At 47.1% G+C, this 16741-nt stretch carries 8 protein-coding genes; 5 read left to right on the top strand and 3 right to left on the bottom strand.

The genetic code is table 11. The features are described 5' to 3' along the window. Window positions 1-218 precede the first annotated feature (218 nt). A complete protein-coding gene (gene tnpA / locus NBH15_RS29345) occupies window positions 219-644 on the bottom strand; it encodes an IS200/IS605 family transposase (protein ID WP_128134559.1) in 426 nt (141 codons plus the stop codon). Window positions 645-950: 306 nt separating this feature from the next. Continuing rightward, the gene (locus NBH15_RS06095) at window positions 951-4910 is read right to left on the bottom strand and encodes a hybrid sensor histidine kinase/response regulator (protein WP_244050343.1); all 3960 of its coding nucleotides are present in this window, start codon (window positions 4908-4910) and stop codon (window positions 951-953) included. Window positions 4911-5135: 225 nt separating this feature from the next. On the opposite strand from NBH15_RS06095, the gene NBH15_RS06090 reads away from it, so the two are divergent. The 5 genes from NBH15_RS06090 (at window position 5136) to rocF (ending at window position 15220) form a co-directional block, all read left to right on the top strand. Then, entirely contained in the window at window positions 5136-6371 is a 1236-nt protein-coding gene (locus tag NBH15_RS06090; RefSeq protein ID WP_128134560.1) for an MFS transporter, read from the top strand. 351 nt (window positions 6372-6722) lie between these two features. After that, complete coding sequence (locus tag NBH15_RS29490; RefSeq protein WP_250822211.1) at window positions 6723-9695, top strand: GLUG motif-containing protein; 2973 nt, start codon at window positions 6723-6725, stop codon at window positions 9693-9695. A 24-nt stretch (window positions 9696-9719) separates the two neighbouring features. Beyond that, window positions 9720-12539, top strand: a complete 2820-nt coding sequence (locus NBH15_RS06080) for a GLUG motif-containing protein (RefSeq protein ID WP_128134563.1) — start codon at window positions 9720-9722, stop codon at window positions 12537-12539. A 184-nt stretch (window positions 12540-12723) separates the two neighbouring features. Next, complete coding sequence (rocD, locus tag NBH15_RS06075) at window positions 12724-13932, top strand: ornithine--oxo-acid transaminase (protein WP_250822210.1); 1209 nt, start codon at window positions 12724-12726, stop codon at window positions 13930-13932. A gap of 391 nt (window positions 13933-14323) precedes the next feature. Further along, a complete protein-coding gene (gene rocF / locus NBH15_RS06070; RefSeq protein WP_250822209.1) occupies window positions 14324-15220 on the top strand; it encodes an arginase in 897 nt (298 codons plus the stop codon). A 146-nt stretch (window positions 15221-15366) separates the two neighbouring features. On the opposite strand, the gene NBH15_RS06065 is transcribed toward rocF, so the two are convergent. Then, window positions 15367-16737, bottom strand: a complete 1371-nt coding sequence (locus NBH15_RS06065) for a TolC family protein (protein WP_250822208.1) — start codon at window positions 16735-16737, stop codon at window positions 15367-15369. Window positions 16738-16741: the final 4 nt, after the last annotated feature.

Below are 16741 nucleotides of genomic sequence, written 5' to 3'. Positions count from 1 at the left end.
AGTAAATAGCTGTAAATCAGCCAATATAAAAAGAAAAGGACAGAAAAGGACAAAAAGGACACCCCCACATTTTCAGAAAGTGAAGTTTCAAAAAGCGTTGTCCATGCCGCAGGCTCTCTTTTGCCGTCTGCTTCAGCTGACGGTTTTTAAAACTAAAGGCAAAGCCTTTTCCTCTGTGGGTTTCAACCCCTTTTATTTCTTATTCAATATAAAAATAATTACAAGTTGTTTTTATGAAGCATACTCACGAAAGATTCATATTCTTCCTCAAAACTATACTTCTTGTGATGTTCTTCTTGTTTTCTGATATATTGTCGGACAGTGTTCAGTCTATCCGGACTTACCGAAACTGCAAAATAATCATCTTGCCATTGTAATGGTCCATATTTCATCTGAGAATACCAGTGAGATGATTCACCTTTTATCAACCTCTCTATCTCTCCGACAGATTGATTTGATTTCAGAAAAAGTAGAAGATGCATATGGTCGGTGAAACCTCCAATATGATCGATTAGAATGCCTTTTGATTTTGAATATTTGCGGATATGAGAGTATAATTCATACCGGTAATGTGAATTTTTTAATAAAGGAGCTCTATTTTTAGTGCTCCAAACGCAATGAATGATAAGTGATAAATAGGACATAGTTAAGTGTATTTTAGTGAATCGTAAATATAAGGAATAATCTTTAATTGAATAGGATAATAGATACTTTTTATCTTTTAAAGGGGTTAAAAACCCACAGAGGAAAAGGCTTTGCCTTTAGTTTTAAAAACCGTCAGCTGAAGCAGACGGCAAAAGAGAGCCTGCGGCATGGGCAACGCTTTGTGAAGGCTTGCTTTCTGAAAATGTGGCGGTGTCCTTTTTGTCCTTTTGTGTCCTATTTGCCTGGTATACGTTGATTGTCAATGATCTTATTTTCTTTTACCGTGCAACAGGGTGTATGTATTTTTACCTGTTTTCTTTTGCATATTTTGACGGACTAACTCCAAACTGTTTGATAAATGCAGACCAGAAATAAGATTGTGAACTGAACCCTACTGCATCCGATATCTCATATATCTTCATATTTCCCTGTAGCAATAGTTCGGCTGCTTTCTTTAAACGGCTGATTTTAATCAGTTCATTGGGGGTAAGATCTGATATGGCACGAATTTTACGGTACAGTGTCGGGCGGCTCAGGTGCATCAGGTCGGCGATCATGTTTACATCCAGGTCCGGATTACCAATATGTTCGTTGATGATCTCGTTCAACTTTTCAAGGAAACCTTCGTCTGCTTTAGTGTAAGCCATTGATTTCATGTTGGCGATCGGTGAGTTGAAATAGAACTTACGGATATTGTCCCGGTTTGATAACAGATTTGAAATTTGTGCCATCAGCAAGCTGGTGGAAAACGGTTTGTCTATATAAGCATCTGCTCCGAGTTCCAACCCTTCCAGGCGTGACTGCATGGTATTCTTTGCTGTCAATAAAATGATCGGGATATGGCTGAATTCAATATCCGCTTTTACGTGTTGGAGGAGGGCGAAGCCATCCATTACCGGCATCATGACATCGCTTATAATAAGTTGTACACTTTGTTTTTTCAACCAGTCCAATGCCTCGGAGCCATTACCGGCCACCAATACATTATAGTTCTCATTGACCTCGTCTGCGATGAAAGCACTCATTTCCTTATTGTCTTCAACGATCAGGACGGTCGGACGCCCCTCTTCGCAGGTATAAGTTATTTTAGGAAGGGAAGTCTGTGGCTGAGATTCCTCTTCTGTAGTCTTTACTGCTCCGGTTTGTTTTACCGGCAGGGTGATACGGAACATTGTCTGGTTGTTCTGGAAGTCCACCAATTCAAGTATTCCATGATGCATTTCGGCTAGCGAGCGAGCTAATGGTAATCCCAGACCGGTCCCTGGCTTGTCTTCATTTCCTTTGATACGGTAGAAAGGTTCGAATATTTTATCCCTCATATCGATAGGAACGGGAATCCCGTCGTTGATAAAGTCGATCATGAATGATTCGTAATCGGAAGATAGATGCAAGCGCACCACGATGCTCTTGGCTGCATACTTAACGGCATTCGAAAACAGGTTGCTCATTATCTTGGTGAGAGCTTCGCGGTCAACAAAAACATATAGTTCCTGTACAGACAGATCCAGATTTAACAGGAGATTATTCTCCGTGGCTATATCCTGAAAGCGTTTGGCGGTCTCGGAAAGGAGTGAAACGACTTCCGTGCGGACGAAGTTTAGACGATAACCTTCGATCTCTGTTTTCCGGAAATCCAGCAACTGGTTGACGAGTGATAACAGGCGGGATACATTTTTATCCATCAGTATCAGTGAGTTATTTTCTTTTTCTCCGATCTTGTCCGATTTCAGCAGACGCTCCAGCGGATTCTTGATCAGCGTGAGCGGCGTGCGGATCTCATGTGCGATGTTGATAAAGAAGTCGATCTTTGCCTGGTAAAGTTCTTTCTCTTTTTTGCTTTCAAATATCTGCATGTTGTATGCCATATTCCTTCTTTCTTTCTTTTGCCAGGAGAAGATCAGGTAAACAATCATTACCAGGAAGAAGAAAGCATAAATTACATAGGCTGTAGTGGATGTCCACCAGGGAGGGAGTACCGTGATATGCAGTCGGGTAATATCATCCCCCCAGCTGTTGGCAAGATTGGCTGCTTTTACTTCAAATGTATAGCTGCCCGGATGCAGGTCGGTGAAGTAAACGATGTTACGTTCTCCGAGTGAAATCCAATCCCTGTCGAGGTTAACCATCCGGTAAGCATATTGTACCGAACCGGGAGCAATGAAGTTGAGTGCAGAGAAATTGATATTGAAAGACGATTCTTTATGATTCAGTGTAATGCTTTTGACCTCCGATACGGCTGAACTGTTGATAACTTTCCTTCCGCCCGCTCCGTTCTGTATATCCAGGGAACTGATATGGACATCCATCTTTTCGCCTGCCGGACGTACATCTGCCGGTCTAAAGTGTATAAACCCTTTCACTGTACCAAAATAAAGGGTGCCGTCTTCATCTTTGAAAGCTGAATTATAATTGAACTGCCGGGTAACGAGGCCGTGTGCTTCCGTGTAGGTCGTGATTTCTTCGGTCTGTGTATTAAGGCGAACCAGCCCGTTTGCGGTACTGATCCAAATATAATTATTATCATCGGGGAGAATACGGAAAGCAACGTTACTCGGCATGCCGTTTTTCACCGTATAATGTAATGATTCGCCGGTTTGAAAGTCATACTTGATCACTCCTTCCACCGTGGCAAACCACATATTGCCGGATTTGTCTTCACAAGCATCGTTTACTGAATTGTGGCGCTGGGTGTTCAGTTTATCATATTGGAGATACATACCGCTATTGCTGATCGTATTGAAATAATAGCTGCGGTTGAACATGCCGAGCCATATCTTTCCGACCCGGTCCTCATACAGGCAGTTGACGGCGAATGGCGGGAATTGGGTAGCATAAACAAAGCGGTCGTTCAGGTAGTCATAGCGAAAAATGCCGTCTTCCGTTCCGACCAGTACTTCTCCCTCACGCAGGACCTTGATACATTTGACGGTACTGTTCTTTACCGTTTGTGCATCTTTCAGCAGGTCGTAGTGTTTGATTACTTTCCGGGTCCGTATATCCATCAGGTCGATGCCATGTATCACATGGCCTACCCACAGGTTATCCCCGGAGGCCGCCAACCCCCGGATATTGGTGTGTGAAAGACTTTTCATGCCGGGGACAGGCTGGTAGTTGGTGAAAGTCCCGGTTTTCTTTTCCAGGCAATTGATGCCGGCGTCTTCTGTCCCTACCCAGATATTCCCGTAGATGTCTGTACAAATGTCGCGTATTACTTCTCCTTTCAGCGAATGTGTTTCGTTCCAGGGATAATATACATTGAAAGGACGGAAGGGAGAGTAGTAGTTCACTCCGTTTTGGTGGAAGCATATCCAGACTCCGTCTTCGCGATCTTTAAACAAGGCTGAGACAAAATGGCTGGATAGTGCATAGGGGTCTAACGGGTCCTGCCTGATACGTTTGCAGGTTCCGAGGTCCAGGTCATAGATGAACAGGCCCGAGTCGGTTCCGATCCAGAGTTCTTTCTGGTTTTTTTCAAGGAAACAGTTGATCAGGATAGTCAATTGATTTTTTTCCTGGATATTCAGGTCCTGATAGGTTTTTGAAAGAACATTGAATATTTTCACGTCATCATGCTCAAATGCCACATAAATGTTGGCAGAAGAAGGGGAGGGGGATAACATGGATAACTTCCGGGAGGTAGTGGCTGGTGAATGGGCAAACAGGTTGTGCGATTCCAGACTGCCGTCTTCCGGATTCAACAGGGAGATAAAGCCTTCCGAATCACCCAGCCAGAGGGAATTGTCTGCCATGATACAAAAGGAAGTATAGGTTTGTCCGTTATTACCGGCAAAGATATGAAACTGTCCATCGGATACATTATATTGTATCAGTGTTCCGTCCATGAGCAACCACAGCTGATTGTTTTTATCAAACCGGAATAGGTCGATCCCTTTGTTTTTTGTGAAAGGAACATGCAGAAATGATTCTTTGGTCTCATTGTACTGGTATAGCCCGGAAAGGGTACCCACCCATAAATTACCGTCACGGTCGCAGTCCAGATGTGTGATCCAGTTGTTGCCGAGCGATTCCGGGACGTCCGGGTCATTCCGGAATACTTTAAATGTATAGCCGTCGAAACGGTTCAGACCGTCACGGGTCCCGATCCATATATAGCCGCTTTTATCCTGTACGCAACAGGTCACCATATTATCGCTTAACCCGTTTTCCACCTGGTAATGCCGGAAAAGGTAATTGCTTTCTTCTGCAAAAAGCCAGCAGGAACAAGACAGGAAAAGTATAGATAAGATCAACTTCAGATAGCTCATATATAAGTTTGTTGTTTGACACTGCAAGATATGCAAAATTGTATTACCAGTTTTCATTTATTGTATCACGGATTTCAAAAATCGTATCATACCGGGTAAGAATAGCACAGAATGAGATAAATAGAGGAATTAATGCAACCGGAACAAACAGACTTTTCTTTTGATAGGGAGTACTTTTGAGCAACGATTGGAAAACACAACAAGAAACCTTTTTATATTACTATCATGAGTACACTACATTTTAATACAGGAATAGGAACAAAGATTCAGCTTTGTCTGATGATGTTTTTGCAGTACATGCTGAGTGCTGTCTGGTGGGTGCCGCTGGCGGCTTATTTGTCTCACACGCTCAAGCTGGAAGTGTATCAGGTTTCTTTAGTATTAAGTGCAATGGCTATCGGTGCAATGGCCTCTTCGTTTATCGGAGCAATTGCCGACCGCTATTTTGCCGCAGAGAAGATTTTGGCAGTTTTGAATATTTTAACGGGAGTTTTCCTGCTGCTGGCTGCTCAGCAGCAGGATTTTCCTCCTCTCATGTTCTTTGTTGTAATGGCAATGCTTTGTCACATGCCGACACAGAGTCTGACAAGTACGATTGCGATGAGCCACGCTCCTTCCGAGCAGTTCCCGCGTATACGTATGTTCGGTTCGGTCGGATGGGTAGCTTCGGGGATTTTCAGCCTGGTAGCTATTCATCTGTTGGGGATGGAAGCGTTCGATGATACGAACCTGCCGATGTATTGCGGAGCGGGTGTCTGTTTCATTGCTGCTTTTGCCAACCTGACACTTCCGCATACTCCTCCGTCGGTGGCAAAGAGTACAAAGATATCGGTGAAGGATATTACAGGATTCTCCGCTTTTTCTTTGATGAAAGATAAGAATTACCGTGTGTTTATGATTCTTACATTCTTGTCGATCATTCCGTTTACGCTTTACCATGTATACGGTTCCATGATTCTGGCGGACGAACAGGTACGAAATATCACAGTGACGATGAACTTCGGGCAATTGGCAGAGATGTTTTTCCTGATAATTACCACGACTATTCTGGTAAAATCGGGTATTAAGAATACATTGATATTTGGTATGGCTGCTATGCTGGTTCGTTACGGGGCCTTTTTCTTTGGGGCGGAAACAGGGCAGCAATGGTTCTATTATATCGGTATCATTGTGCACGGTTTGATTTTCGGATTATTCTATGTCGGCGGACAGGTCTATACCGATAATGTGGCACCGAAGGAGATGAAGGCACAGGCGCAGGGATTACTTTTCTTCCTGGTATGGGGGATCGGCTTCCTGATAGGAACTTTGTGGAACGGATGGTTGATCGGTCAGTTCCGTGACGGCGACAAATGTGACTGGCCGGTTTTGTTCCTGATTTCTTCGGCTTGCACGGCGGTATTGCTGTTTTTATTCATGTTCTTGTTTAAGCCGGTAAGCCTTAAAACTGTCGATAAATAATACGCATTTAATTCTCAAGACTATATATATTTTTTACGCCAAACATGAAAAAAGGGATGACCTTTGTCATCCCTTTTTTGTGTAATATGCTACAATTCATGTAAGGAGTCTTTTTTTCATCCTTTGTTTATCCGCCTCTCCCTTTTGTCTTATGCAATTGTCTATTCTTTTGTCTATCGGTGTTTCGAGGATTATCCTACTTCTTTACATACTTTTACTCATCTGAAGATAAGGTTTGAACACTTCGTTCTGCGAGATATGGTGAACGGTGATTTCTTTGTATGCCTATCAATTTGTTCGTTAAAATGCGATTATGAAATATATCAGTTAAACTTAATAATGTGAATGCTTATGAACACTTTCAAACCAATTTTTGCAGCTTTGGTGTTATTCCTTTTTCAGGCTATCTTCCTGGCTTGCAGTGACGATAAAGAAGAAATAGCTGTTCCTCCGGAGAATAGTATTCCCGGGCAGGAGTTTGGAATACGCCAACTTTCTGTAAAATTGCCCCGTCTGGGACGGCTTGAAGTACTATTTTCTAAAATCAATTGCCGTATTCATATGAAAGGGGTAGACGACCGGATCACTTATCCTGTCAACACGTTCCTTTCTGCGACGGCAGACTCGTTAATCATTGATGCGGAAGACCCGATATTGAGTGAACTGCCCCATCAGATGTACCATTTGAATTATATTACTTTCCCAAAGAAAGACCTGGCTGTGAAAGCGGGTGAGGTAGATTCGGATGCAGCCGTACAGGATACGGTTTACCTGGGGGCCCGCCTGTCGGTTGAAAATCCGGACAACATCGCTTTCCGTTCGAGCTTCAACCTGGAGACCGACCGTATAGGGGCGGGAAGTGCGGCAGACCCTGTCGCCATTGCCTGCGGAAAGAATTTTTATGATATTATATGTAACGGATTGACTATCGGCAATGATTTGAGCGGGCAATATTTCGAACTGACAGCGAATATCAATTTTCAAATGCCCGAAATTACCACCGACAAAGGCTGGGAACCTGCCGGAAGACATAATATCAACGGAGGTCCCACTTCCTTTAACGGCATACTGGACGGTAATGGCAATGCAATAGACTTACTCTCCAGCAGTTCAACGGAAGATTATGCCGGACTATTTTATAAACTTGGCGCTCAGGCTTATTTGCATGATCTCAAATTTACCTCCGTCGCGCTGATAGGAAAAGATTATATCGGAGCGGTAGCCTGTTATTCGGAAGCGGGAGCCCGGTTAGAAAATATCAGTTTGGCAGGCTTTGTAAACGGAACTTCAAATATAGGCGGATTGATAGGAGCAGGCGATGCCTCGATTGCCAATTGTGTTTCCAGCCTTACCGTAAGTGTGAAATCCGATAAATCCGCTGAATACGTAGGTGGATTGATTGGCAAAACCACTTCTTCCGACATAAAGAACTGTGTCCTGACCGGAATGGTTACAGCCGCCAAAGGCAGTAAGGTGGGAGGTATTACCGGAGCCGGAGGCTCGTTTACCAACTGTTACGTAGGCGGTTCCATACAAGGGTATAATTATACGGGAGGAATCACAGGAGAGGCCAGTGGCTCCTTTACCGGTTGTCAGGTCGGAGCTACGCTTAGCTACAATTCGTATGCTTTTCCCTGGGAAATCTTTTTAGAACAACCGAGGGTAAGCCCGTTCTCTATCAGTATCACAGGTACTAATTATGTTGGTGGATTTGCCGGTACCGGTTCCCTTACCCTGTCGGGAGAGAATATGTTCCTGCGAGAGTCGGGTACAACTGCTACCCTGACGGGAAACGACTATGTAGGTGGATTGGTCGGGTTGAGTAAATCTCTGGAAGCCAGGGTGTCGGCTTCTTTCATCTCTTACGCTCATCTCAATGCTAATAACTATGTTGGCGGAGTAGCCGGTCAGCTGGAAAATATGAATGCGGATGCCATTTTCACCAACCGTGGACCTATCAATTCGAAAGGAGGCGAATGCGGCGGAATTGTGGGCAGGGGAGTCGCTCTCACCTGTAAAGGCACCTGGACTAACGAGGCTACTATCGTTGGCGCCACGAAAGTAGGAGGTGTTATCGGTTATGTGGATAAAATGGATAGCCAATGTGAAATCAACATGATCAATGACGGATCGATAAAAGCTACAGGTTTTTACCTCGGCGGTCTGGTCGGACGTAGTAGCAGTCCGCTTCGCTTTGGTACGGACAGTCGTGTCAGCCAGGAAGGAGGATCTATGAAAATAGAAGGTGATTCTTATATAGGCGGTATAGTAGGAAGGATTGAAGCGGATCTCGGTTCTACATCATACGTTATAAACAAACAACCTGCTGTTTATGCAAACATATATGCCAAACCAGGTTTAAGTGGTGAACGTGGCTTTGTCGGTGGTATATGTGGCTATATATATATGCGTAATACAGCCGGGGTAACCCAGGTTATCAACGGCACGAATATATGTAAAATAGTAATTACCTCCTCATGCCCTACCAGTACAGGCGGAGCGATCGGTTATCTACGTGCGGAAACCAATAAGGACGATGTCGGTCAAATCAAACTCAGCGGAATAACTCAGTTGACCGGTAGTATTTCCGCTACTGGTGGAGCTGTCGGCGGCATTGTCGGACGGGTGGAAAACAAGAATAACAAGAGTATCCTGATCGAGAACTGTAAAAATTTTGTCAGCCTCACCTCTACGGCAACCAGCAATGTGGACGGCTTCGGCGGTATCGTCGGACTGCGTAGCGAACCAGGGTATGAGATCCGGATCGCCAATTGTGCCAATTACGCCAATATATCCGGACGAAACGTCTCCGCGGCAGGCGGTATTTTGGGACAGCAGGAAGAAAACGTCTATATCGACCAATGTTTCAATGCCGGTAAGATCGATGCCAACAGTGCAGTAGGCGGTATCCTCGGGCGTGTATTCGAACATGCAGCCGTAGAGAACTGCTTTAACATGGGCGAAGTGCCTTGGGTATCGGGCAAGACCCTCCTGGCCGGTATTGTCGGACAGAAAGAGAACAAAAGCAAAAAAGACCTCCGGATCAAAAATTGCTATAACGTAGGATCTACTGGTTGGGGGATTATCGGCGGTGAAGACGATAAGAACGTGGAGTGCCAGAACTGCTATTACCTCGATACCGCCTCCGACGGCGATATGAAAAAGAGCGGATCAGAATCGAAAAATGCCACCCAGATGCGCCAAAAGGCTACCTATTCCGCTTTCCCGTCCGACATCTGGGCTTTCGGAACCGATGGGGAGTCTGCTCCAACTTTGAAGAATAATAAGATAGCTTCCGGTTATCCCAATCCATTATCCCGATAAATACATTTAATATACATAGACAATATGAAGATACATAAAATACATACTCTCCGTTTCAGCCGCCTTTTCCTGGCTTTGCTGGTAACATCCTTCCTGATGTTGGCCGGTTGTAAAGACGACGATAATAAGACACCCGTACCTGGAGGTGACGACGATTACGGGCAGGAGCAGCGCGTCGAACTGGCTGCCGACCTTAGCAGCGAAATACCCACAGGTGAAATAAGCTGCCGCTTTATCTATAACAGGAATACCCCGTTGGCAGTCAAAGCTACCCATTCGGTCGAGAACGGCAAATCGGTGTTCTACCTCGACTCACAACTTCGGATAGGCCGCTACATTTTGGCTTCTATTATCCACAAAACCAGTGAGGAAGTTTTCAGTGAAGCCAATGTCGGTTGTGCGCTCGATGTCTCCACCCGAACCAATGCCGTTTCACCTTCTACTTTCGACAAGCTGGCTGGCTATTTCGGTACCGGTACAGTCGACGATCCTTATCGTATCGCTTCATCGACAGGCTTTGACGTTATGCGTAAACTGCTTGAAGACGGCACAAATTCGTTTGAAGGCAAATACTTTTTGCAAACCGCCGATATCAATATGGTCGGCTCCTATAACAAAGGTTTCCGTCCTATTGCTCACCAGCAGGCCTTTCCTTTCAAAGGTTGTTACGACGGGGGAGGACACACGATATCCTATTGTGCCATCCGCACCCTCGACTCGAAAGACCAGCAGGTCGGAAGCGAGGTACGTGCTACGGGACTGTTCGGCTATGCCTGCGGTGCCACGTTTCGCAACGTCACGATGGTAGACCCTGTGTCGATAGGCGCCAACTCGACTGGAACTCTGATCGGTGCCGTGTTGGGCATTTCCGGGGAAATAGAAACTCCGACTTATCTGGATAATTGCCGCGTACGGAGAATATCCGCTACTGCGAGCGAAGTATACGGTATTAATTTTGTCGGTGGTCTGGTCGGTGGTGTCGATGCGCAAGCCGTCCTGGTCATGCACCGTTGTGTGAATGAAGGGTTGCCGGTGGGTAACCGTTCCGACGGATCGTTTATAGGTGGTCTGGTCGGTGGCGGAACCGTCAATGCCACTGCCATTATGGACAGTTGTGTCAACCTGACCTTGGTCAGTGCAGCCGGTAGCCGTTGTGCAGGTGGTCTGATCGGTGGTATTGAAACTGCAAATATCAGTAACTGTATGAATAAAGGTGATGTCAGCGCGACCCATCCGGCGGCTCTCGGAACCGGCGGCATTGCAGGCGGCCTGGGTACTTCTACGCTTGCTGTTGTGCAGAATGAAGGCCGCATAAGCGGTTATGAAGGTACGGGCGGTATTGTAGGCAGCACCGTAATCAGTAAAAGTGACGGGAGTTATAACGACCTTATCATTACTTCTGCCCACAATTACGGAGCTGTTTATGGAACTGACAACTCCGGTGGTATCGCCGGCGAAGCACAAATGATGATGACCGATTGCTATAACCGGGCTTCTGTAGAGGCAACAGGCACTTTTGCCGGTGGATTGGCTGGTTACACGCCTACTGTCGTAGTCAACAATAGTTATAACAATGGCAAGGTCGATGCTCAAAACTTTTCCGGAGGATTACTGGGACGTGCCTCCTATTATATATTGACCAACAGTTCTAACCTGGCTTCTGTTGCCGCTTCAAAAGGAATGGCGGCTGGTATCCTCGCCCTTGGCGGTACGACCGGTATGATCAACTTTTGCACCAATTATGGTCCGGTAAGCGGTACCGATCTCACAGCCGGGATCATTGCCCATGCCGGCGAAACCCGGTCGTTCACCAATCGCGACATCGCTTCTGTTGTTATCTCCTCCGGAAAGACGCAATACAAGCTGATAAAAGCCTTGAAAACTCCACCAAAAGAAATGTCCAGTATGAAAGCTCTTTTCAAAGGAGCCAAGAAGGTGGTGAAGATTGCTGCTTCGGCCAAAGATTTGATTGAGGCTATCGCTACCCCGCCGCTGATGCAGGATATAAGCATGTGGGACGAACTCTATAACCAGAAGCTCGATGTGCGCAACGAAGAAATGATTGCACGGATGAATAGTGAAGTTTTCAGTTCACTGCCTCTCTATTACGGTCCTTTGGCTGGTTCGGGGGTATTGCCCGGGTTGGTTTACGATAACTCGCAGGCTTTCACCCGGAGCCTGGAAGGAGACGGAGATGATCTCTATGCCGATGCTGTGCACGAACGCCTGGCAGATATTAGTGTACAAGTGGCTAAGATTGAGCAGAACCGCGAAATAGCACTCGCTGTTGCCGGTTGTATCCTGGCTGTTGCCGGGGCAGTCGTTTCTGGTGGGGCCGCTACCGCAGCTGTGGTTATTTGTTCTGCGGCCGTATCGACGGTTGGCAACCTGACCGAACGCATGGACAATTGTATCGAAATCTCTCAGTGCAGCAATTTCGGAGATATCAGTGCCGGGAAAAACGGTTACGGAATCATCGCTTTCCAGGGTGACCATCTGAAACTGCACAATTGTTTCTCGGCCGGTGCTGCCTCCGGTTACGGTGTAGGCGACACGGCGCTCGACGGCCTGGACGATGTGAAACCCCGCCGTATCATTTCGATCGGCATGATCAACCAGGACCCTTTCAAGAGTGGTGCAGCCGTTGCCAACCAGGGTCTTTTCTTCCTGGTTGACGGTTCCGGCAAATCGAAGTCCGGTGGTTGTACAGGAGAGGAACTGGCACTCAAATCGACCTACACCGATACGCAAAGTCCCTTCGACTTCGACGATAATAAGACCTGGAATTTCCAAACTCCTATCGTGCCGCTGCCGTACAATAATTTGTATTTCGGCTTCCGGTAAAAAAACGCTATAAAGTTAAAAAGGTATTGCTATGATCGTGGCAATACCTTTTTGATTCTATGGGGGTAGTGTGTTTCTTAACATATATCTTTCGGTGACATACTGTCACTCAAATTACTACCTTTGGCTCAATGGCTGTATGAAACGCTTACAGTCTGACAAAAACAATTAAAACAGAAATAGTATGAGACCGGAAGATTACATCATCCGTGAGGGAAAGTTTGGTGCACACAACTATCATCCCCTGCCTGTCGTTCTCGAGAAAGGAGAAGGCGTATTTGTGTGGGACGTGGAAGGCAAACGTTATTTTGATTTCCTGTCCGGTTATTCCGCCCTGAGCCAGGGGCATTGTCATCCTAAAATCATCAAAGCATTAACCGAACAGGCGCAGAAGCTGACACTCGTATCGCGTGCATTTCACGCTGATATATTGGGTGAATACATGGAGTTTGCCTGTAAGTTCTTCGGCTACAACAAACTGTTACCGATGAATACCGGAGCAGAAGCGGTCGAGACCGCCCTGAAGCTGGCACGCCGTTGGGGATACCGCATCAAGGGTATCGCTCCCGAAAAAGCAAAGATTATTGTTTGCAGCGAGAACTTCCACGGGCGAACGATTACAATCATCTCGATGAGTACCGACCTGAGTTCCTATGAAGACTTCGGACCATACACGCCGGGTTTTATTAAAGTACAATATAATAATGTAGAAGCATTGGCAGAAGCATTGCAAGATCCCGATGTAGTCGGTTTCCTGTTGGAGCCGATACAGGGAGAGGCAGGCGTAGTTGTTCCCGATGACGGTTATCTCCGCCGGTGCTACGACCTCTGTAAACAACATAACGCCCTGTTCATCGCAGATGAGATACAGACCGGTATCGGTCGTACCGGGAAACTGCTGGCTTGCGATTATGAAAACATCCATCCCGATATCCTGATCCTAGGTAAGGCATTGTCGGGCGGTGTAACCCCTGTTTCCGCCGTCCTTGCCAATGATGAGATCATGCTGACGATCGCGCCGGGCGAACATGGCTCTACGTATGGCGGAAACCCGCTGGCTGCCGCTGTCGGTATCGCCGCCCTCGAAGTGGTGAGGGATGAGAAGCTGTCGGAGAATGCTTATGCAATGGGGGAACTGTTCCGGAGCGAGATGGAAAGGATTGACAATCCGATGGTTAAAAAGGTGAGAGGAAAAGGTCTTTTGAATGCCGTAGTCACTGAACCGCACGGTGGAAAGGTAGCCTGGGATATCTGCCTCGCCCTGAAAGAGAACGGCCTGATCGCCAAACCGACACACGATCATATCATCCGCTTCACACCACCGCTGATCATTACCCGCGACCAGATGATGGAGGCGGTAGGGATCATACGGGAAACGTTTGCTCAGTTTTAGAAGAATAATGTGGCAATATGGCAATGTGCCAATTTAAAAATAATTGAGCTATCTGCTAATTATAGGATGAGCCAGTTAGTGACGGTGTCTTCAGGCTGTAGGCCTGTAACAAACCAGCCCAGGGTTCTAACCCTGGGTTCCTTTGAATCCTTCTCTTTCTGAGGCACCCTGTAGGGGTGCGACAAGATGGAAATGGTTGATATTTATCTTGTCCCGCCCTTACAGGGCGGAAAGACAAGAGCGGGTTTTCATAAACCCAGGGTTAGAACCCTGGGCTGGTTTGTTAAAGCCTTACAGGCTTACATTGACACCGTAAGGGCGGTTCGCGAACCGCCCTTACCAACGACGCTACATTCATTCACTTTTGATAATAATCGAAATAAATTATCATATGAAAATAAACGTAATAGGAGTCCCTCTGAACCTGGGTTGTGACCGGGAAGGCGTTGAACGGGCCCCGAACCATCTGCGTGAACGGGGACTGATGCAGGTTATCCGGAAGAATGGGCATCGTGCCTTTGATTTGGGCAACCTCTATGTCCCGCTTGTGTCGGAAGCGGATAAGTTTGCCCGGAGCAAGAGTATGAAATACCTCGATGCGATAGTGGAGGTGAACAATAACCTGGCGGAACTGGTCTATGATACGCTACGCGGAGGAGCTTTCCCGCTGGTTATCGGCGGCGATCATTCACTTGGACTGGGCAGTGCCTCCGGGGTTGGAAAAAGTTTTGAGGATTTCGGTATCATCTGGCTGGATGCACACGGCGATCTCAATACGAATGAAACTTCTCCCAGCGGAAATATCCACGGTATGCCGTTGAGTGCTTTGATGGGCATGGGTAGCGAGGAACTGGTCAATATATACGGACAAGGGAATAAGGTGAATCCGCAGAATGTCTTTCTGGTGGGTACCCGTAGCCTGGATGAAGGAGAGTTGGCACTGATAGACCGGGAACATTTAAGTGTCTACACGATGGAAACGATCCATCTGAAAGGCATCGGCTTTGTAGCGGAAGATATTAAACGGAAACTGAAGGAAAGGAAAATACGCAACGTCCATTTCAGTATCGATGTGGACAGTATCGACCCCCGCTTTGCTCCGGGAACGGGAACGCGGGTTAACGAAGGCCTGATCCCCGACGAGTTTAAAGATTTTGTGGAACATATGCTATCTACGAACCTGATAAAGTCGATGGACCTGGTCGAGCTGAATCCCGATCTGGATACAAATGACCTGACAACCAATCTCTGCCTGGATATTATCGATTATATAACCGCCCGGCTCTGACCGCACTGCCGGAAAGAGATAAAAAAGGTGCCGCGTCTTTTAGCAGATGCGGCACCTTTCTTGTTAACCTAGAACCTCCTTTCTATCTTGCCTGGAAGCCTCTTTCTATCTTGCCTCGAAAGGAGGTTCTAGGTAGGCTAGAATTTTTATTCTTCCTGCCCTCCTCCCAAAGCATGGTAGAGGTTGATGACACCTTGTATTTCGTCGAAGCGGTCAGCCGCCTGGGAAAGTTCGGCCTGCAACAATGATTGTTGGGCAGTCAGCACTTCCAGGTAGGTGATATTTCCGTGGTCCATCAGCAACTGCGTGCTTTTTACGGCCTTTTGCAGGGAAGCGATTTGCTGGCCGGCCAGTGTGATGCGTCCGCGTGCCGTCTGCCACTGGGTCAGGGCGTTGTTCACTTCGCTACCCGCATTCAGGATGCTTTGCTGGAAAGCCAGTGAGGCTTCTTCCTGCTGCGCTTTCGCAATCTTCAGCTGGGCGATGTTGGCGCCTTTGTTGAATAACGGCTGCGTCAGCGAACCGATAGCCTGCAACAGCAAACCGCCGGGATTCGCGATGATGCCTCCTCCGCTGTTGGTCCATCCGACTACACCGCTCAGGTTGATGTTCGGATAGAAAGCGCTCCGTGCCCCGTTCGTTGTATAAAATGCCTGTGCCAGCGAGTATTCAGCCTGCCGTACGTCCGGACGGTTGCCCAGGAGGGCGAGCGGAACGCCGGTCGACAATGTCTCGGGAAACTCCTGGCAGTCCAGGTTGCCCCGTTCCACTCGTTGCGGTACTTCTCCGAGCAGGTTGGAAAGGCTGTTCTCCATCTCATTAATCTGCTGGCGCAAGGTCAGGAGGGAGGCTTCTACGCTGAGGCAGTTTGCTTCCGACTGCGAGACGGCGGTTTCGTTTGTCAGTCCCGCCTTTTTCAATGCCTGCATGGCTTGTACATTCTCTTTCCAAAGAGAGGCCGTCCGTTCACTGATGACAAGTTGTTTGTCGAGCAATAATAAAGTGTAGTAGGAGTTGGCTATAGTGGCTATTAGTTGTGTCCGGACGGCCTGTTTGTATGATTTGGTTTGTTCGAGAGCTGCCTGCGCACTTCTTTTGGCGTTTGTCAGTCTCCCGAATATATCTATTTCCCAACTTGCTGAGGCCGCTAGCTGATAACTTTTGGCGGCTTTCGAACCGTCGAAACTGCTGATGGTACCCTGCGGAGTCAGGTTAAGAGCCGGCAGGTAAGCCAGGCGCGACGTCATCAGGGTGGCTTCGGCCTCCTGTACCCGCAGGTGGGCGGTACGGAAGTCGGTGTTGTTTTCCAACCCTTTTTCAATCAGTGCCTGCAACTGAGGGTCCGTGAAAAGTTCCCGCCAGTCGAGATTGCCGATGCTTGTCGTATCCGTAGCCGGCGCCTCCTCCCTGAACAGATTGTCAGGGACGGAGGTTTCCGGTTGGTAGGATTTGTAGATGCCGCACCCGCTCAGTAGCGAGAGGGTGGCGACAGATAATAGAATGATATTATTTTTCATCTGC

The organism is Parabacteroides caeci, from assembly GCF_023656795.1.
Taxonomy (GTDB): domain Bacteria; phylum Bacteroidota; class Bacteroidia; order Bacteroidales; family Tannerellaceae; genus Parabacteroides; species Parabacteroides segnis.
This window is presented reverse-complemented; position numbering and strand designations above follow the sequence as displayed.